Here is an 18,950-nt window from a genome sequence, read left to right on the forward strand (position 1 = left end):
CGTACAGGGGCATGCGCGGGCTCACTGGGCCGCCTGCAGGCCGACCTGGCGCACCATCGCGCCCCACTGCTCGTAGGTGCGACGGGTCAGCTGCGCAAAGGCATCGGGGCTGTTGGCGCCGGCCTCGTACCCGCCGTCGCGGTAGAACTTGCGCACCTCGGGCAGCGCCAGCACCTGCGCCAGCGCCGCGTTGAGCCGCTGCACGGTGGGCGCCGCCATGCCCGCCGGGCCGTAGAAGCCCAGCCAGCTCGGCAGGTCCAGCCCGGTGAAGCCCTGCTCCGACAGCGTAGGCACATCCGGCAGGGCCGGGATGCGCTGCTCGGCCGCCACGGCCAGGATGCGCACCTTGCCGCTGCTGGCCGCGATGACGGCCGACGAGGCCGAGTCGAACATGAAGGGCACGCGTCCCGCCATCAGGTCCTTGGCGGCATCGGATCCACCCTTGTAGGGCACATGGACGGAATCGATGCCCGCCTTGCGCACGAAGGCCTCGCCGTAGATGTGCGAGGAGGTACCCGCGCCGAAGGAGGCGTAGCTCGTCTGGCCCGGCCGCGCCTTCACATAGGCGACCAGCTCGGCCACGTTGGCCGCCGGCACGCCGCTGCTGATCGACAGCACCAGCGGACCGCGCCCGCCCAGCGAGATGGGCGTGAAGTCCTTGAACGGGTCGTAGGGCACCTTGGCGAAGGTGTGGGGGTTCTGCGCCATGGTGGAGGAGGGCGCATACAGCAGCGTGTGCCCGTCGGGCAGAGCGCGCGCCACCTCGCTGGCGGCCAGCATGGTGCTGGCGCCGGGGCGGTTGTCCACCAACACCGCCGTGCCGAGCACCTCGCCCAGGTGCTTGGCCACGATGCGCGCCTGCGCGTCGGTGCCACCGCCGGCAGTGAAGCCAACCACGATGCGGATGGGCTTGCCGTCGACCGGGAAGGCGGCGCCGGCGGCCAGTGCGGCGGGTGCCAGGCAGGCCAGGGCGGGCGCGGCGGCCGCGAGCGCCAGCAGGCGGGCCAGCGTGCGCCGGCGCACGGCACGAGGAAGGAAGGGGCCAGGTCGCATGAAGTCTCCAAGTTCCGTTTTGCACAGACTATCTTTCCGGTAAGCAGCAATTCATGACCGTGTTAACCCTAAATTCGGCGTCATTCGATTGACTTTATGGACTTCATGTCCAAAAAATGAACTCACTTTGACCGACGCCGCCATGAAAACCATCGTCCGCTCCGACGAGCGCATCCTCACTTCCGACATCTTCGACCGCGATGCCCGCGTGGTTCGGCCCGACCATGGCTTCTGGGACGAGCCCGGCCGCCGGGTGCCCATCTACCACCGCTGCGGCGTGCTGGTCGTGGGCGGCGGACCGTCGGGCACGGCCGCTGCAGCGGCGGCGGCGCGCGCGGGGGCCGACGTGGCCCTGCTGGAGCGCTACAACCACCTGGGCGGCCTGTCGACCGGCGGGCTGGTGATCTGGATCGACCGCATGACCGACTGGGAAGGCCAGCCGGTGATCCGCGGCTTTGCGGAAGAGCTGTTCGACCGCCTGCCGGCCGATGCCGTGGCCGGCCCGGCCCGCGAGGACTGGGGCTCGCAGGACCCGGCCAAGGCGGCCCACTGGTCGCAGCGCACGGCGGCCTACCACGGCGTGGTGACCTGGTCGCCAACGGTGGACCCGGAGCGGCTCAAGCTGCTGAGCCAGGAGATCGTGCTCGAACGGCAGGTCAAGCTCATCTACCACTCCTGGGCGGCCGTGCCCATCGTGCAGGACGGCCAGGTGCGCGGCGTGGTCTTCGAGAGCAAGGAAGGCCGCATGGCCATCATGGCCGACGTGGTGGTGGACGCCACCGGCGACGGCGACCTCTTTGCCCGCGCCGGTGCCGCCTTCGTCAACGACATCGAAGAGGCCGACGTGCACCACTGCATGAACACCTCCTGGCTTTTCGGCGGCGTGGACATGAAGCGCTGGATCGACTTCAAGGCCGGTCAGCCCGAGGCCTTCTCGCAGTTCATGGCACAGGGGCGCGAGGCCATCGGCCTGTTCGAGCGGCCCTTCGTCTCCTGGCGCGACGACATCGCGCTCTTCATGGGCCCGCGGCAGACCGGCTACTCGGCGCTGGACGTGGACGACCTGACCGCCGTGGAGGTGCGATCGCACCGCGCCATGGCCGCGCACCTCGACTTCTTCCGCGCCCATGCACCCGGCTTCGAGAACGCCTTCCTGATGTTGAGCGCACCGCAGATCGGCGTGCGCCATGCGCGCCGGCTGGTGGGCACGGGCGCCGTGCTGCGCAGCCAGTGGCCGGACGGCGTGCCGCTGGCGGACGAGATCGGTGTGTCGCCCGCGGTCTCGCCCAAGTTCCCCAACATCTCCATTCCCTACGGCGCGCTGGTGCCGCAGTCGCTGGACGGGCTGCTGGCCTGCGGGCGCCACATCTCCTGCGACCGCAACTCGCACGGCTTCATGCGCGAGATCCCGCAGTGCTGGATCACCGGCCAGGCTGCGGGCGTGGCGGCGGCGCTGGCCTCGCGCGGCGGCGTCGCGCCGCGCGACGTGGACATCGGCGCCCTGCAGTCGGCGCTGATCGCGCAGGGTGTGTACCTGCGGCCCAGGGCGCCCGGCCGTGCGGCGGCCCCGGCCGGCGAGACGGCCACCACGGCCTGAACACAGGCGTGGCGCGCATGACGATCTACAGTGGTCGGTCCTCCTCAGCCGCATCCGCATCCCTGCCCATGACGCCCTCCGACAAGGCCGCCGTGCCCGATTCCTCCGACCTGCGCGCCGAGCGCGGCGACACCGTCAGCGCGCTGGAGCGCGGCCTCTCGCTGCTGCGCTGCTTCAGCGAAGACCGGCCCGTGCTGGGCCACGCCGAGATGGCGCGCATGACCGGCATCCCGCGGCCCACGGTCAACCGGCTGGTGGCCACGCTGCTGGCCAACGGCATGCTCAAGCCGGCGCTGGTGGCGGACCGCTTCATGCTCGGGCCGGGCGTGGTGTCGCTGGCGCGCGTGTTCCTCGGCAGCCTGGATGTGCGTGCCGTGGCCCGGCCGCACATGCAGGCGCTGGCGGAGGAGGGCGGCGCCTCGGTCTACCTGGCCGTGCGCGACGGCATGGAGATGGTGCTGATCGAGGCCTGCCGGCCGCGCTCGTCCATGCTCTCGCCGCGGCTGGACGTGGGCTCGCGTGCGCCGCTGCCGAACTCGGCGTTGGGTCGGGCCTACCTGGCGGCACTGACGCCCGCCGCGCGCGAGCAGCTCATCGACTCCATGCGGCTGCTGCGCGGACCGGAGTGGGACGCCATCGCCCAGCCGCTGCAGCGCGCCCTCTCGCAGGCTTCGCGCACCGGCTGGACGCTGTCGCTGGGCGAGTTCCACCGCGAGATCAATTCCGTCTCGGTGCCGCTCATCGGCCCCGGCGAGGAGGTGATGGCCCTCAACGCGGGCGGCGCCGCCTTCGTCTTCACCGAGGAGCGGCTGCGCGAGGAGGTCGGCCCGCGCCTGCGCGAGCTGGCCCGGCAGATCGCCGGGGAGATCGGCGGGCGCCTGCCGCTGGAAGCCACGGCCGCACCGCCGCCCTGAGGCGCGCCGCGCACCCCACGACCCCATCCAGAAAAAAGACAGAGACAAGGACCCGCCCCATGCACCTGAGCGACGAAGAGAAGGCCATGTACGACGGCCGCGACGGCCCGGCCGTGCAGAAGGCCATGGACCTGCTGGTGCGCTACGGCGAGGCGCTGGGCGCCGAGCGCCTGGTGGAGACGCGCAACGTCTGCGCCACCATCACCTCCACCACGCCCTTCCAGCGCGATTTCGCGCAGACCCGCGGCGGCATGGACGCGGTGTTCTCCGAATTCAGCCTGGACAGTCAGGAGGTGGTGCCGATCCCGAAGTTCAAGGTCTTCACCAGCCACCTGCAGCTGGGCTTCGACCCCGGCCAGCCCGAGCGCATGGGCATCGACACCCAGACCCTGCAGTTCTACGAACGCAGCGAGCGCCATGCTGCCGGCCTGGGCGCGCAGATCATGAACACCTGCACGCCCTACCAGGTGGGCAACGTGCCCACCCGCGGCGAGCACTGCGCCTGGATGGAGTCGTCGGCGGTCGTGTACTGCAACTCGGTGCTGGGGGCACGCACCAACACCGAGGGCCGCGAGAGCTGCGGCGCGGCCATGCTCACCGCGCGCATCCCCGACTGGGGCTACCACCGCGACGAGAACCGCCATGCCACCCACCTCGTCGAGCTGGACGTGGAGGTCGAATCGGTGCAGGACTGGGGCCTGCTCGGCTACTTCATCGGCGAGCAGGTGCAAAGCGGCGTGCCCGTGGTGCACCGGCGCGAGGGCTTCGGCCGTGCGCCCAACCTGCCGCGGCTCAAGCACTTCGGCGCGGCGGCCGCCTCCTCCGGCGGCGTGGAGCTGTTCCACCTGGTGGGCATCACGCCAGAGGCGCCGACGCTGGACCACGCCCTGGGCGGCAAGAAGCCCATCGAGGTCCTGCGCTACGGCCCGGCCGAGCGCCGCGCCGCCTACGAGCGGCTCAACACCACCGCGCGCGAGGCCGAGATCCAGTACGTGATGCTGGGCTGCCCGCACTACACCATCGAGCAGATCTGGGAAGCGGCGCAGCTGCTGGAAGGCCGGCGCCTGCATCCCGATGTGCAGCTGTGGATCTTCACGCCGCGCGCCATCAAGGCGCTGGCCGACCGCAGCGGCCACACCCGCATCATCGAAGCGGCGGGAGGCGTGCTGATGACCGACAGCTGCTCGGCCATGAGCCGAGCCGTGCCGCCGGGCACCCGCGCTGTGGCGCTGGACTCGGCCAAGCAGGCGCACTACCTGCCGGCCATCCTGGGCGTGCAGGCGTGGTTCGGCAGCACGGCCGAATGCATCGAGGCCGCCTGCACCGGTCGCTGGCAAGGAGGTCTGAAGTGAAACACCCCCCATGCCGCTTCGCGGCTCCCCCCTCTCTCGCGCCTTCGGCTTGGAGGGGGGCGCACCCGCAGGCCTGGCAAAGCCAGTTCCTGGGGTGCCCTGGCTTGGCCTGCTCCGCGGCCACTCGATCATGAGCGACCGTCACGACACGGCACCGAACCCGGCGCCCGACTTGGTGCTGCACGGCCGCAAGGTGGTCGGTGGCGTGGTCGAGGCCGAGGCGCTGGTCACGCACGAGCGCATCTCCGGCTGGGGCGGCATCGATCCGCGCACCGGTACCGTCATCGAGATCGGCCATGCGCTGCGCGGCCAGAGCTTCGCGGGCAAGGTGCTGGTGTTCCCGGGCGCCAAGGGCTCCTCGGGCTGGTCGGCCATGTTCCACACGGCGCGGCTGCTCAAGGCGGCACCAGCCGCCTTCCTGTTCAACGAGATGACCACCAAGATGGCCCTCGGCGCGGTGGTTACCCACGCCCCCGCGCTCACCGACTTCGACCGCGATCCGCTGGCCTGCATCGAGACCGGCGACCGCGTCCGCGTCGATGCCGACCGCGGCACGGTGGAAGTGTTCAAGCGGCCCCGCGCCGCCCACGATGGAGACAAACCGGCATGACCGAACGACGACGCCCGCTGCGCAGCAACTTCCCGCGCGGCTCCTACCTCTGGTCGGTGCGCAATGCGCACTGGCGCGCCCTGGGCATTCCCGAGGCCGACTGCGAGAAGCCCAAGATCGCCGTGGTCAACAGCTCCTCCGAGCTGGCCGCCTGCTTCAGCCACCTGGACCGCGTGGCCCAGGTGCTGAAGGACGCGATCCGCGCGGCCGGCGGCGTGCCCTTCGAGATCCGGACCGCCGCGCCCAGCGACTTCATCACCGGCGCTGGCGCCCGCGGCGCCTACATGCTGGCGGCGCGCGACCTGGTGACCAACGACATCGAGGTGGCCGTCGAAGGCGCGCAGCTCGACGGCATGGTGTGCCTCACCTCCTGCGACAAGACGGTGCCCGGCCAATTGATGGCGGCGGCGCGGCTCAACATCCCGACGCTGATGGTGCCCTGCGGCTACCAGCCCAGCGGCGAGTGGCAGGGCAAGCATGTCGACATCGAGGACGTGTTCATCGGCGCCATGCATGCCGTGACCGGCAACCTGCCCGTCGACGACCTGGTGGGCATGAGCCGCGAGGCCATCCGCGGGCCTGGCGTGTGCTCGGGCATGGGCACGGCCAACTCCATGCACATCGTCTGCGAGGCGCTGGGCATGGCCCTGCCCGGCAGCGCCCCGGTGGCGGCGCTGGGCGACAAGATGATGGCGGACGTGCGCGCCGCCGGCACCCGCATCGTCCACATGGTGTGGGACGACCTCAAGCCCCGCGACATCCTGGTGCCCGGCGCCTTCGCCAACGCGGTGCGCGCCGTGCTGGCGGTCGGTGGCTCGCTCAACTGCGCCAAGCATCTGCAGGCGGTGGCCACCGAGGGCGACTGCGGCGTGGACGTCTATGGCCTGTTCGACCAGCTGGGACCGAAGACGCCGGTGCTGGCCGGCGTGCGGCCAGTGGGCGACCAGACCATCGAAGCCTTCGAGGCCGCCGGCGGATGCCGGGCGCTGATGAAGCAGCTGGCGCCGCTGCTGGACCTGGGCGCACCCACCGTCACCGGCGCCACGGTGGCCGACAACCTGCGCCATGCCGAGGTGGCCGACGCCAAGGTGATCCGCCCCATCGACCGGCCGGTCAGCGCCCATCCCGCCATCGTGCTGCTGCGCGGCAACCTGGCGCCGGAGTCGGGCCTCATCAAGGCGGGCATCGGCGAGCGCAAGGTGCGGCGCTTCACCGGCCCCGCGCTTTGCTTCTGGAGCAGTGACGAGGCCATTGCCGCGCTGCGCGATGGGCGGATCCAGCCGGGCCAGGTCGTGGTGATGCGGGGCGCTGGCGTGCGCGGCGGCCCGGCCATGGGCGGGGGCGCCTCGCGCGTGGTCTTCGCCATCGACGGCGCGGGCCTGGGCGACCAGGTGGCGCTGCTGACCGACGGGCATCTTTCGGGCCTGGTGTGCAAGGGCCTGGTCGTGGCCGAGGTGGCGCCCGAGGCCGCGCTCGGCGGGCCCCTGGGCCTGGTGCGCGACGGCGACCTCGTCACCATCGACCTGGACGAGCGGCTGCTGGCCGTGGACTTGAGCGACGCCGAACTCCAGCAGCGGCGCGACACTTGGCAGGCACCGCCGCTGCAGCACGACCGCGGCTGGCTGCAACAGTACCGCCGCATGGTGGGCCCGCTGCCGAAGGGCGCGGTGATGGTGCGCAGCGAGGCGCCCGTCGAACCCGGCGGCTGAGGCCCGGCGCCCTTTCTTCTTCTCTGTATCCCTGTTTCAGGCTGCCGGTCGAAGGCAGCCGGGGCGCCTGTGCGCGCCTTCCTGACGACGAAAGGAATCGACGATGCGACGCAGAACCTTGCTGGGCGCAGGCAGCGCGCTGGCCACGCTCGCCCTGGGCATGGCCACCACCCATGCCGCCACCGACGGCTATCCCAACCGCCCGCTGCGGCTGTTGGTCGGCTTCTCGCCGGGCGGCGGGGCCGATTCGCTCACCCGCGTGATCGCCGAGGGCCTGGGCCGCGAACTGGGCCAGCAGGTGGTGGTGGACAACCGCCCCGGCGCCGACGGCGTGATCGCGGCGCAGGCCGTCTCGGCCGCGGCGCCGGACGGCTACACGCTGCTCATGGGCACCAACACCGCGATGGTGGCCGCGCCCACCGTGCGGCCCAAGCCGCCCTACGACCCCTTCAAGGCCTTCACGCCCATCAGTTCGGCGGGCCAGTTCTCGATGTTCCTGGTGGTGCCCGCGAGCCTGCCGGTGCGCAGCGTGGACGAGCTGCTGGCCTGGATCGACAGCGGCAAGGGCGCGCCCTACAACTCGGCCTCCAGCAACAGCGCCTCGGAGCTGGCCATGCTGCAGCTGCTGGGCAAGCGGCCGGTGGTCAACGCCCGCTACAAGGGCGACTCGCAGGCCATGACCGACCTGCTGGGCGGCCAGGTGCAGATGATGTTCACCACCGGCACGCTGGCGCCCGGCTTCGTCAAGGACGGCCGCATCCGCGCGCTGGTCACCCTGCTGCCCAAGCGCAGCGAGCTGCTGCCCCAGGTGCCCACCGCCACCGAACTGGGCCTGGGCAAGCTCACCATCACGCCCTGGGCCGGCTTCTTCGGCCCGCCGGGGTTGCCGCCCGCGCTCACGCAGCGCCTGTCCGAGGCGCTCCAGCGCACGCTGGCCCAGCCGGGCGTGCGGGCCCAACTGGCGGAACAGGCCTTCGATGGGCACGGCATGTCGCCGGAGCAGTTCGCCCGCTTCTTCCGGGTGCAGTACGACGCCTTCGGCGAGACGCTGCGGTCCAGCGGCATCAAGTTCGAGTAGCCGGCGTCGCGGATGGCGGCACCGTGCTGCGCCCGTCGTGGAACACGCGCGTCACGCAGGTACGCAGCCACTGGTGCGCCTCGTCACCCTCGTGGCGCGGATGCCAGGCCATGCGCGTGGGCTCGGTCTGTACCACCACCGGCAGCTTGAACAAGGCGAGGCCGAGCGGCTCGGCCATCTTGCGGGCGGTGCGGGTGGAGGCGGTGGCCACCAGGTCGGAGCGCGAGGCGGCGATCAGGGCCGTGAAGGTGCTGGGCACCAGCAGGGCCACGTCGCGCGCCAACCCCGCCTCGGCCAATGCGCGATCCACGGAGGAGGGCTCGCCCGCGCGGGGCGAGGTGTCGACGTGGCGGGCGCCGGCGTAGCGCGCCAGCGTCATGCGGCCCTTGAGCAGCGGATGACCGGCGCGTGCCGCACCCACCAGCGGCTGCGCGGCCAGAAGCACGGCCTGGGCGCGGGTGTCGGCCCGGCGCACGGCGCCGATCTCCAGGTCGATGCGGCCTTCGCGCAGGGCGCCAGGGTCGTGGGGTGCTTCGGGCAGCCACTGCAGGCTGGCGTGCGGCATGCGTTCGGCCAGCGCCTGGGCGATCGCGACGCCATAGGCCACGGCCCAGCCCTCGGGCGCGCGCACGACGAAGCGGCGCGGCTGGGCCTGCCAGTCCTGTCCTGCCGTGGCGCGCAGCGCCTGGGCCTGGGCCAGCAGCTGGCGCACCGGCTCCGCCAGCGCCAGGGCGCGCGGGGTGGGGACCAGCCGGCGGCCGGCTCGAACGAGGATCGGGTCCTCGAACACCTCGCGGATGCGCGCCAGGGTGTGGCTCATGGCGGGCGTGCTCAGGTGCATGCGGGTCGCTGCGGCCGTGACGCTGCCCGTGGCCAGCAGGGCGTCCAGGGCGGCCAGCAGGTTGAGGTCGTACTGTTTCATCGGGCGAAATCATCGATTTCGGACATTGCACTGTACGGAATTGCCGGGCATCCGGACACTGCGGCGCATCGCCCATCCCCGGAGCTTCTCCCGCCATGCCGCCGCCCGTTGCCGTGCCGTCGCCCTCGTCCGACTTCCCGCCCGCCCGCCAGCAGCGCATCGCCTTCGCGATGCTCATGCTCACCCTGGCCATGGCGGCGCTGGACCAGACCATCCTGTCCACCGCGCTGCCGGTGATGGCACGCGAGCTGCCCGGGCGATGGCCGCTCGCCTGGGCCTTCTCCTCGTACCTGCTGGCCGCCACGGTGGTCATCACGCTCTACGGGCGCCTGGCGGACCTGCTGGGCACCCGGCGCGTGCTGCTGTGGGCGCTGGGGCTGTTCCTGCTCGGTTCGCTGGCGTGCGGCGCCAGCCGCAGCGTGCCCCAGCTCGTGCTGGCGCGCGCCGTCCAGGGCGCGGGCGGTGGGGGCCTGATGACGCTGGCCATGCTCAGCGTGGCCAGCCTCTTTCCGCTGGAGCAGCGGCCCCGCTTCCAGTCGCTGCTCGGGGCGGCCTACGGCATCGCGACGCTGTTCGGCCCGCTGCTGGGCGGCACGCTGGTGGAACACCTGACCTGGCACTGGGCCTTCTGGCTCAACGTGCCGCTGGCCTTGCTGGCCGCAGGCCTGCTGGCCATGACGCTGCCGGCCGGGCGCCGGCATGACGCGGCCGACGCCCGCATCGACTGGCCGGGCGGTGCGCTGCTGGCCGGTGCGCTGGTGCTGCTGTTGCTGGCCACGCAGCGCGGGCGGCTGGGCCTGCCGCCCGCGCTGGGGCTGGGCCCGTTGCTGGCAGGCGGGCTGGCGTTGGCCGCGCTCTTCCTGTGGCGGCAGCAACGGGCCGCGCATCCGCTCCTGCCGCTGTCGCTCTTTGCGCCTGCGGCCTACCGGGCCGCGAGCCTGATGGCCATGGCCTCGGGGGTGGCGCTGTACGCCGCGGTGGCCCTGCTGCCGCCTTACCTGCAGGACCGCCTGCACCTGTCGCCCACCGGATCGGCCTGGCACCTGCTGCCGCTGATGGGCGGCGTCACCTTCGCCGCCATCGGCAGCGGACGCCTTCTGCGTGCCCGCCGCTCGCCGGTCACCGTGGCCCGCGCGGCCTGCGCGTCGATGGTGCTGGGCTTCGTGCTGCTGGCGGGTGCCCTACAGTGGTGGCCGACGCAGCCGCTGGCGCTGTCGCTCGGCCTGCTGCCGCTGGGCATCGGCCTGGGGCTGGTCTTTCCGGTGGTGACGGTGGTGTCGCAGCGGACCTCGCCCGTGCAGCACCTCGGCATTGCGACGGCCGTGCCCGTGATGCTGCGCAGCCTGGGCGGCGCGGGCGGCGTGGCGCTGCTGGCGGCGCTGCTGGTGCACCGGGTGGAGGCGGAAATGGCCACGGTCACGGCCGTGGCAGCGGCCGCGCCCGCCGGGCTCGCATCGCCGGCCGTGGCGCAGGCGCTGACCGGCGCCCATGGGCACGGGCTGCGGTCCGTCTTCCTGATCGCCGGGCTGGCCGTGCTGGGCGCCGGACTGTGCACCCGCTGGCTGCCCGTGCGGCTGACGCCCGCAGCCGACGGCGCGGGCAGGCCCGCCGCCCGCCCCGCGACCTGATGGCATTCAGCCGATGAGCGCCGAAGGCGCGGCCCCGTGCGGCGCCGGCGCGTCCGCCGCCCGCATGCGCCCCCGCACCCACAGCGAAAGCTGGGCCGGGGGCAGCGCGGGGCTGAACACGTAGCCCTGCAGCTCGTCGCAGCCCAGGCGCACCAGCGCCTCGCACTGGGCCTCGGTCTCCACGCCCTCGGCCACCAGCCGCATCCCCAGCGCATGGGCCAGGTCGACCGCGGCCTTGACCACGATCTGCACGGCCGGGTCGGCCGCCACGTTCTGCACGAAGTAGGCGTCGATCTTCAGCTCGTTCGCCGGCACGCGCCACAGCCGGCTGAGCGAGGAGTAGCCCGAGCCGAAGTCGTCGATCGACAGGCCGAAGCCGCGCTGGCGCAGCACACGGAAGAAGTCGTCGGCCGCGCCGCTGGCGGCCAGCGACCAGCTTTCGGTGATCTCGAAGCTCAGCTGGTCGGGCTGCAGTCCATGCTCGCGCATCTGCTCGTCGAAGTAGTCGGCCAGCGAAGGACTGTCCAGTTGCAGCGGCGACAGGTTGATGGAGGCGGCGATCCGCAGCCCTTCCGTCCGCTGCCAGTCCGCCAACTGGCGGCACACGGCGCGCACCACCCAGCGGCCCAGCTGCACGATCAGCCGGTGGCGCTCGCAGAAGGCGATCAGGTCCTCCGGCGGCACCCAACCCACGCGGGGGTGATGCCAGCGCACCAGGGCCTCCACGCCGCTGAGCCGGCCGTCGCAGGCATGCAGCTTGGGCTGGTAGTGCACCTCCAGCTCCTCGCGCTGCAGCGCGTGGGCCAGATCCGCCTGCCATCCGGCCACGGGCCGGACCTGCCGGCGGCGACCGGACTGCAGACCATGGCGGAAGGCGTCGGGCATGAGATCAAAAACGCGACCCGAAGTCGATCGGGAAATCCTTGTCCGGATGGTCCGGCGCGCGCGACGGCGGCGCCAGCTCGTCCGGGCCCAGCGGCGCATGGAAGTCGGTGTTGAACGCCAGGTCGTCGCGCACATGCACCGCATCGCCATCGCGCTGGACCACGCCGCGCTCCTCCAGCTCCTTGAGCACCTTGTTGACCATGGGCCGCGACAGCCCGGCGTAGGAGGCGATCACGCCCTGCGAGATGCGCCGGTCGAAGGCATGGTCGCCCTCGGGCGCCAGCTGCGTGAGCTCCTGCAGCACGCGGCCGACCAGATGCTCGGCCGACATGGTGGTGCGTCGGCGGATCTGCTTGCGCAGCGCCAGCATCTGCCTGCACTGCATCTGCATCAGCACCAGCGGCACGCTGGGGTAGCTCTCGCACAGGCGCCGCAGGGTCCACAGCGGCATCACGTAGACCGACGAGGGCAGGGCGGCGATCAGGCTCAGGTCGGACGGCTGCTTGGGGCCGTCCAGGGGCGCGCCCAGGTGCAGGTCGTCGGGGCTGAGGAAGTTGGTGGTGACGGTCGCGTCGTTGGGGCCGGGCACCACCACGCGCAGCAGGCCCGAGCCCACGCAGTACAGGGCGTCGATGTCGTCGCCCACGTTCAGGACGACCTCGTTGCGGCGGAAGTTGCGCAGCTCGATCAGCCGCACCAGCGCCTCGCGCGCGCGGGGCGGTACCGACGAAAGCAGAGGGTGGATGTACATCAGTCGTCTCCTGCACGAGGCCACGGCCCGCGCAGCAGCTTCACGTCAAACCGGATTTCGGGGAAGAGGTGCCCGGCAGGCACCCAGCGTCGCTGGCTGCCGGCCACGCAAGCACCTTTCAGGCCGCACGGGCGCGGTGCGCCCCATTGGCGCACGGATCTTCAGAGCGACGGGGCCGCCGAACGCAGCCAGCGGCCGCTGCCTGGCGGGCGGCCCGGCGGCCGGGTGCCCACGCCACCGAACTGGTAGCCGCCGCCCACGGCGCGCAGTGGCAGATGGCCGCCGGCAATGCGCGCGCGGCCCCGCAGGCTGCGCACCACCTGGTCGATGGCGGCGACGTCGTCGGCGAGCTGGTAGGCCGCAAAGATGGCCTGCATCGCCCCGCGGCCGAGGCGGTGGCCCCGCGTGAGGGCCAGCGACATCATCAGCAGCCGCTCTTCGCTGTTGAGCGGCATGCGCAGGCCGGCGCCGGGCAGCACCAGCGTCCAGCCCTCGTCGACCAGCCGGTGGTCGGCGAAGTTCAGGCCAGCCGCGGATGCGCCGGGGGATTCGAGTTGCTCCAGCAGCGGCGCCAGGGCGGGCTCCGCCGAGGCGGCGACGACGCGGGAGTGGCGGCTCGCCTGCTCGGCGATGGCCTGCTCCAGCATCCGGTACTGGTGCTGGAGCATGAGATCCAGGCTTTCGCCGTCGTGGCAGGCGCCGTCGGCCGCAGCACCGCAGGTGCAGGCGCTGCGGGCGGCGGGCGCCTCCTTCGGGCCGCGCTCGCGCAGGCCGGCCCAGGGAGAGACCGTCCCCGGCAGCGGCGTGGGCGCGCGGACGGGGGTCATCAACGGCGGGCGCGTCTCGGGTCGCGCCCGAAGGCCGGCGAAGCTGCTCATGCGAATCTCCTCAATGCCAAAAATCGATGTGGGGCCGGGCCACCTCGGGCGCCGCCGCGGCGACCGCCAGCGGCGCCACGCGCCTTGCGGTGGGGCGGCCCAACGCCACTGCCTCGCGCCGGACTGGGCTGCGGGGCACCCCGCGGCCGCAGACCCACTGCGCGCCGGCAGCGCGGGCATGCGCCAGATCCTGTTCGCCGTCGACACCGGCAACGACGGTGTGCGGCACCAGCGCGCCACAGGTGCGCACCATGTCGCGAAGCTCCTGCCGGCCGGCCTCCGAATGGCGGGCACGCAGGATGCAGAGTTCGTCCAGCACCAGCATGTCGGGCCGGCAGGCCTGCAGGCCTTCGAGGCCGATGCTGTCGCTGCCGCTGCCGAAGCGCGAGACGGCGATGCGCACGCCGCGCTCGCGCAGCTTCTGGCAGAAGACACGGGTGGATTCCAGCGCCGGCAGGGCGGCCCGGCCGCCGATCTCGAGCGTGAAGCGGCGTGCCATGGCCGGCCGCTGTGCCAGGGCATCGAACACGCTCGTCCAGTAGGCGTCGTCCAGCGCACTCAGCGGCGAGATGCGGCAGGACAGGTGCAGGCGGGTCATCCGGTCCAGGCGGGCGAGGGTGAGCAGCACCATCGTCCGGTCGAGGTGGCGCGTGAGGTTGAGCCGCTCCAGGGCCGGCACGAAGATGTCGCTGGACAGCGCCTGCATGCCTTCGGCCATCGGCACCAGGCAGGGCGTGCCCCGCAGGCACAGGCTGTCGCCGGGCGACTGGGCGTTGGCCACCTCCTGCCAGTCCAGCGCCACGCGGCTGGCGCCCAGCGCGCCGACCAGTTCGCTGGCGGCCGACATGTCGGCACGGAAGCGGTCGGCGGCCGCCTGCCAGCCACCGGCCGCACTGGGACTGGGCGTGGCGACGAAATGGGCGTACGCGGACTCTTCCGGGGTCAGCATCCGCGCCTGGTCGCCCTCGATGTCGAGCCAGTCGGCATGCAGGGCGGGCAGGCAGGCCTGGCCGTCCACCGGGAAGGACTCGCGCCCGGCACGGGCCAGCAGGCGCTCCAGCGCGGTGGCATCGCCATCGACCCACAGCACCAGGCAATCGTCGGCCACGCGTTCGGCCCGCAGCGGGTGGCCGAGCCATTGGCGCACGCCATGGAGCAGTTGGGCGCTCAGGCTGGATGCCGCCACCGCGCCGTAGGCCTCGGCAATGGCGGCCGCGTTGGTGATCGAAAGAAAGGCCGCGCGCAGCGGCGGCGCGCTCCGGCCTGCGGCGCAGAAACCGCTTTCAGGATGAGGCGCGACAGCGCCGGCGGGCAGCGGGCCCTGCGTCAGCGCCACGGGCGGAGCGTCGTGCTCTGCACACGCGCCTCCATGCCCAATGCCGCGACTGCCCATGAACCGACTCCTTGACCTTGATGGGGCGGATCGTAGGCAGCGGGTTCCCGGGCCGCAGCCGAAACACAAGTGTTTCTGTAGCGTAGTTAACAAACGTAAATGAAGCCGGTCAGAAACAGGTCAGCGCCTGCGCCAGGCACGGCTGGTGGGAGGGTCAGACTTTGTTGACAATGCGCAGGTTGACCGCCTGAATTGATCCTCATCCTGTGCCCCATCCTTCCGACCTCCTCGCCGATCCCGACTTTTCCCGCTGGGAGAAGGAGGTGGCATTCCGGCTCTTTGCCGACGCCTCCGGCCTCACGTTGACGGTGCCCGAGCAGGTGGCGGCCCGGCTCGGTGACCGGATCCTTTCGGGCGAGCTGGCGCCGGGTGCCCGGGTTGGCGAGCAGGAGGTGGCCGACGAATTCGCCATCAGCCGTGGACCGGTGCGGGAGGCGATTCGGATCCTGGAGCGCGAGGGCCTGATCCAGGTGCTGCCGCGTCGCGGCGCCATCGTGGCGGTGCTGACGGCGCAGGAGCTGCGCGAGCTGTTCGAGATCCGCGCCGGCCTGTTCGACGTGGTGGTGCGCAAGGTGGCGTCGCAACGGCCGCCCGAGCTGTTGGCCCTCATGCGGGCCGGCGTGGCGCGGCTGGAGGTGCTCGCTGCCTCGCCCGATGGCGGCGACGCCTACGCGGAGACGGTGCACCGCCTGCTGCAGCTCACCGCCCGCTTCGCCGGCAACGAGCGGCTGCGCCGCATGATCGCGGCGCTGTCGCTGCAGACTCTGCGCTACAGCAAGCTCGGCCTGGCCTCGGTGGAGCGGCGGCAGCAGTCGGCGCAGTTGTGGATCGAGGCCCGCGACGCGCTGGAGCAGGGCGACACGGCCCGCATGATGCAGCTGGCCCGCGCGCGCAGCGAGGCGTCGGCGGAAGAGGCGGCGCGGCGCCTCGAGGAACAGGCCGGCGGCACGTAGCCCGCCGCGCGCCGCCGGCGCGCCCCGGCTTGGGCCTGCGCATGGCCCCGGGCCTTGTCAGCCCAGTACAACCACCGGCTGGCCCTCTGCCACCGCCTCGCCCTCTTTCACCAGCAGCTGCCGCACCACGCCGGCAGCGGGTGCGCAGACGGGAATCTCCATCTTCATGCTCTCCAGCACCAGGAGGGACTGGTCGGGCTGCACGGTGTCGCCCTCCTGGACTTCGATCTTCCAGACGGTGCCCGTGACTTCGGATTGCAGGGTGGTGTTCATGGCGTCTCCTTGATGGCCTTGTTGAAGCCCAGATAGTAGTCACCAATAAGATTGTTGACAATAAGAATGTCGGATGCTTCAATGCCGCCCGGAGACAACAACGAAAGGGCACCATGACCCCGAATCCGGAAGACCGCGATCCATCCAGCCGCGGCGGCGCCGCTGCGAGCACGGCCTCGGAGCGCAACCCTACCCGCGGCAGCGCGCTGCAGGGCCTGAAGGTGATCGAGATCGCCAGCACCATCGCCGGACCGGCCTGCGCGCGGCTGCTGGGCGACTTCGGCGCCGACGTGATCAAGATCGAGCCGCCCGAGGGCGACCCGGTACGGCAGATGGGCCGCCATGTGCCCAGCGAGCAGGGCGACGTGTCGCTGTACGCCGCGTCCATCCTGCGCAACAAGCGCAGCGTGGCGCTGGACCTCAAGGATCCGCAGGACCGCGCGCTGGCGCGGGCGCTGATCCTGCAGGCCGACATCCTGGTCGAGAACTTCCGCCCCGGCGTGATGGAGCGGCTGGGCCTGGACTACGAGGCGCTCTCGGCCCAGAACCCCGGGCTGATCATGGTTCGCATCAGCGGCTACGGCCAGCACGGGCCCTATGCCCAGCGCCCCGGCTATGGCGCCATCTGCGAGGCGCTGGGCGGCGTGCGCCACCTCACCGGCGATCCGGACCGGCCGCCAGCCCGCGTGGCCGTGGCCGCCACCGACTACCTCAGCGCCACCTATGCCGCCTTCGGCGCGCTCGCGGCCGTGCACGAGCGCAGCCGCTCGGGCCGAGGCCAGGTGGTCGATGTGGCGCTCTACGAGGCCGCCTTCACGCAGCTCGAACCGCTGGTGCCCGCGTACGAGAAGCTCGGCGTCGTGCCCACCCGCGAGGGGCCCAACTTGCCCTCGATGGCGCCCAACAGCCTGTACCCGGTGCAGGGCGGCGGCTATGTGCTCATCGCCGCCAACAGCAACCGCACCTTCGAGCGGCTGGTGCGCCTGATGGGCCAGCCCGGGCTGCTGGACGACCCGCGCTTCAGCACCATCCGCAGCCGCGGCGAAAAGCCCAACATGCAGGCGCTCGACGCGCTGATCGCGCAGTGGACGGCCTCTTTCGAGGGCGCTGCGCTGGAGGCCCTGCTGCAGGAGGCCGAGGTGCCGGCTTCGCGCATCTACACCATCGCCGACATCTTCCAGGACCCGCAGTTCGCGGCGCGCGCCATGCTGCAGCAGGTGCCGCATCCGGCGCTGGGCCACACCACCCAGGCCGGCGTGGTGCCGCGCCTGTCGGCCACGCCGGGGCGCATCCGCCACACGGGTCCCGAGCTCGGGGCCCACACGCAGGCCGTGCGCGACGAACTGGCGGCCACCCTTTGCGCCCAGGAGACCCCATGAGCATGACCCTGCCCCTCGAACTCGATGCCAGCGGCGAATGGGCCGACGAACTGGCCGAGCTGCAGCAACGCCGGCAGATGGCCGCCCGCATGGGTGGCGAGGAAGCCGTCGCCCGCCACAAGGCACGCGGACGGCAGACGGCGCGCGAGCGCATCGACACGCTGTTGGACGCCGGCAGCTTCCGCGAGCTGGGCCGCATCACCGGCCGCGGCCGCTACGACGAGCAAGGCCGGCTGCTGGATCTGCAGCCCGTCAACGCCATCATCGGCACGGGCCGCATGGAAGGCCGCCGCATCGTGGTCTCGGCGGACGACTACACCATCCGCGCCGGCTCGTCCGAGGGCACGCTCTCCGACAAGTGGATCTATGCCGAGCGTCTGGCGCTGGCCCAGCACATGCCGCTGGTGCGCCTGGTGGACACCGCGGGAGGCAGCGTCAAGCTGCTGATGCAGCAGGCCGCCGCCAAGATCCCCGGCTATGGCAACTGGCCCGGCGTGGAACTGCTCAAGACCGTGCCGGTGGTGGGCGTCGCGCTGGGCGCCTGCGCCGGCCTCGGGGCGGTAAAGGTGCTGCTGTCGCACTTCTCGGTGATGGTGCGGGACCAGGCGCAGGTCTTCGCCGCCGGCCCGCCGGTGGTCAAGCAGGCCTACGGCATCGACGTCGACAAGAACGACCTCGGCGGCTACAAGGTCCACCGCAAGAGCGCGCTGGTGCACAACGAAGCCGAGGACGAGGCCGAAGCGCTGCGTCAGGTGCGGCAGTTCCTGAGCTACCTGCCGGCCAGCGCCCATCGGCTGCCGGCACGCACCACGCCCACCGACGACCCGGCCCGTGCGGACGACTGGCTCAAGAACGCCATCCCGCACGACCGCCGCAAGATCTACGACCCGCGCCGCATCATGGCCTCGCTGTTCGACCGTGACTCGGTGTTCGAGATCGGGCGCTGGCAGGGCGGCTCCATCATCACGGCGCTGGCGCGCCTGGATGGCTGGCCGGTGGGCGTGCTGTGCAGCGACCCCAAGGTGGCCGGCGGCGCCATGACCCTGGCCGCGGCTTACAAGACCGAGCGCCATGCCAAGCTGTGCGACACCTTCGGCCTGCCGATGGTCAACCTGGTGGACCAGCCGGGCAATGCCACCGGCCCCGAGGCCGAACTGGCCGGCACGCTGCTCGGCGCCGTGCGCGTGGTGCAGACCATCGAGGACGTGCGCATTCCCTGGCTGAGCATCATCCTGCGGCGCGCTTTCGGCATGGCCGGCGGCATGCATGCGCCCAAGTACTTTCCGGCGCTGAACCACCGCTTTGCCTGGCCGTCGGCGCGCTGGGGTTCGATCCCGATCGAAGGCGGCGTGGACGCGGCCCACAAGGCCGAGATCGAGGCCGCCGCCGACCCGGCCGCCGCCCGCGCCGCGCTGGAGGCGCGCTACCACCGCATCGGCTCGCCGTTCCGCACGGCTGAGCACTTCGGCATCCTGGACATCATCGACCCGCGGGAGACGCGGGCCCTGCTGTGCGACTGGATGGCCGATGCGCGGGCGGTGCTGGAGAACACGCGCGGCGCCCGCGCCTGACGCG

17 protein-coding genes are annotated in these 18,950 nt (G+C 72.0%); 10 read left to right on the top strand and 7 right to left on the bottom strand.

Going from position 1 to position 18,950, the window contains the following annotated elements; all coding sequences use genetic code 11:
- Positions 1 to 21: 21 nt before the first annotated feature.
- On the bottom strand, positions 22 to 1,053 hold the full coding sequence (locus ABIC63_RS18280; protein ID WP_354320838.1) for a Bug family tripartite tricarboxylate transporter substrate binding protein: 1,032 nt from the start codon (positions 1,051 to 1,053) through the stop codon (positions 22 to 24).
- A 142-nt stretch (positions 1,054 to 1,195) separates the two neighbouring features.
- On the opposite strand from ABIC63_RS18280, the gene ABIC63_RS18285 reads away from it, so the two are divergent.
- The 6 genes from ABIC63_RS18285 to ABIC63_RS18310 all read left to right on the top strand — a co-directional run bounded on the left by ABIC63_RS18285 (position 1,196) and on the right by ABIC63_RS18310 (position 8,313).
- Positions 1,196 to 2,650 (top strand): FAD-dependent oxidoreductase, encoded by a 1,455-nt coding sequence (locus ABIC63_RS18285; RefSeq protein WP_354320839.1) that lies wholly within the window; start codon positions 1,196 to 1,198, stop codon positions 2,648 to 2,650.
- Between the two features lie 68 nt (positions 2,651 to 2,718).
- A complete protein-coding gene (locus tag ABIC63_RS18290; protein WP_354320840.1) occupies positions 2,719 to 3,564 on the top strand; it encodes an IclR family transcriptional regulator in 846 nt (281 codons plus the stop codon).
- A gap of 59 nt (positions 3,565 to 3,623) precedes the next feature.
- Positions 3,624 to 4,916 carry an aconitase X gene (locus ABIC63_RS18295; RefSeq protein ID WP_354320841.1) on the top strand — a complete coding sequence of 431 codons (1,293 nt, stop codon included), beginning with the start codon at positions 3,624 to 3,626 and terminating at the stop codon, positions 4,914 to 4,916.
- Between the two features lie 130 nt (positions 4,917 to 5,046).
- Positions 5,047 to 5,526, top strand: a complete 480-nt coding sequence (locus ABIC63_RS18300; protein ID WP_354320842.1) for an aconitase X swivel domain-containing protein — start codon at positions 5,047 to 5,049, stop codon at positions 5,524 to 5,526.
- Complete coding sequence (ilvD, locus tag ABIC63_RS18305; protein WP_354320843.1) at positions 5,523 to 7,235, top strand: dihydroxy-acid dehydratase; 1,713 nt, start codon at positions 5,523 to 5,525, stop codon at positions 7,233 to 7,235. Before ABIC63_RS18300 ends, ilvD begins: the two co-directional genes overlap by 4 nt.
- 103 nt (positions 7,236 to 7,338) lie before the next feature.
- Positions 7,339 to 8,313, top strand: coding sequence for a Bug family tripartite tricarboxylate transporter substrate binding protein (locus tag ABIC63_RS18310; RefSeq protein WP_294374519.1), 975 nt, complete (start codon positions 7,339 to 7,341; stop codon positions 8,311 to 8,313).
- On the opposite strand, the gene ABIC63_RS18315 is transcribed toward ABIC63_RS18310, so the two are convergent.
- Complete coding sequence (locus ABIC63_RS18315; RefSeq protein WP_354320844.1) at positions 8,300 to 9,235, bottom strand: LysR family transcriptional regulator; 936 nt, start codon at positions 9,233 to 9,235, stop codon at positions 8,300 to 8,302. The genes ABIC63_RS18310 and ABIC63_RS18315 overlap by 14 nt on opposite strands.
- A gap of 95 nt (positions 9,236 to 9,330) precedes the next feature.
- Between ABIC63_RS18315 and ABIC63_RS18320 the strand changes: the two genes are divergently transcribed.
- Positions 9,331 to 10,863: an MFS transporter gene (locus tag ABIC63_RS18320; protein ID WP_354320845.1), complete on the top strand. Its 1,533-nt coding sequence runs from the start codon at positions 9,331 to 9,333 to the stop codon at positions 10,861 to 10,863.
- 6 nt (positions 10,864 to 10,869) lie between these two features.
- On the opposite strand, the gene ABIC63_RS18325 is transcribed toward ABIC63_RS18320, so the two are convergent.
- The 4 genes from ABIC63_RS18325 to ABIC63_RS18340 form a co-directional block, all read right to left on the bottom strand.
- Complete coding sequence (locus ABIC63_RS18325) at positions 10,870 to 11,748, bottom strand: EAL domain-containing protein (protein ID WP_354320846.1); 879 nt, start codon at positions 11,746 to 11,748, stop codon at positions 10,870 to 10,872.
- A gap of 4 nt (positions 11,749 to 11,752) precedes the next feature.
- Entirely contained in the window at positions 11,753 to 12,499 is a 747-nt protein-coding gene (locus ABIC63_RS18330) for a Crp/Fnr family transcriptional regulator (RefSeq protein WP_017760111.1), read from the bottom strand.
- A gap of 161 nt (positions 12,500 to 12,660) precedes the next feature.
- Complete coding sequence (locus ABIC63_RS18335) at positions 12,661 to 13,377, bottom strand: hypothetical protein (RefSeq protein ID WP_294374467.1); 717 nt, start codon at positions 13,375 to 13,377, stop codon at positions 12,661 to 12,663.
- A 10-nt stretch (positions 13,378 to 13,387) separates the two neighbouring features.
- Entirely contained in the window at positions 13,388 to 14,713 is a 1,326-nt protein-coding gene (locus ABIC63_RS18340) for an EAL domain-containing protein (RefSeq protein WP_354320847.1), read from the bottom strand.
- Between the two features lie 263 nt (positions 14,714 to 14,976).
- Between ABIC63_RS18340 and ABIC63_RS18345 the strand changes: the two genes are divergently transcribed.
- Positions 14,977 to 15,723, top strand: coding sequence for a GntR family transcriptional regulator (locus ABIC63_RS18345; protein ID WP_354320848.1), 747 nt, complete (start codon positions 14,977 to 14,979; stop codon positions 15,721 to 15,723).
- 57 nt (positions 15,724 to 15,780) lie between these two features.
- On the opposite strand, the gene ABIC63_RS18350 is transcribed toward ABIC63_RS18345, so the two are convergent.
- Positions 15,781 to 15,996 carry an acyl-CoA carboxylase biotin carboxyl carrier protein subunit gene (locus tag ABIC63_RS18350; protein ID WP_294374459.1) on the bottom strand — a complete coding sequence of 72 codons (216 nt, stop codon included), beginning with the start codon at positions 15,994 to 15,996 and terminating at the stop codon, positions 15,781 to 15,783.
- Positions 15,997 to 16,109: 113 nt separating this feature from the next.
- On the opposite strand from ABIC63_RS18350, the gene ABIC63_RS18355 reads away from it, so the two are divergent.
- Together ABIC63_RS18355 and ABIC63_RS18360 are read left to right on the top strand one after the other, a co-directional pair.
- Positions 16,110 to 17,375 (top strand): CaiB/BaiF CoA transferase family protein, encoded by a 1,266-nt coding sequence (locus ABIC63_RS18355; protein ID WP_354320849.1) that lies wholly within the window; start codon positions 16,110 to 16,112, stop codon positions 17,373 to 17,375.
- Positions 17,372 to 18,946, top strand: a complete 1,575-nt coding sequence (locus ABIC63_RS18360; RefSeq protein WP_294374454.1) for an acyl-CoA carboxylase subunit beta — start codon at positions 17,372 to 17,374, stop codon at positions 18,944 to 18,946. The genes ABIC63_RS18355 and ABIC63_RS18360 overlap by 4 nt, the downstream gene beginning before the upstream one ends.
- Positions 18,947 to 18,950: the final 4 nt, after the last annotated feature.

This window comes from Pseudacidovorax sp. 1753, assembly GCF_040544975.1.
Lineage (GTDB): Bacteria > Pseudomonadota > Gammaproteobacteria > Burkholderiales > Burkholderiaceae_C > Xenophilus.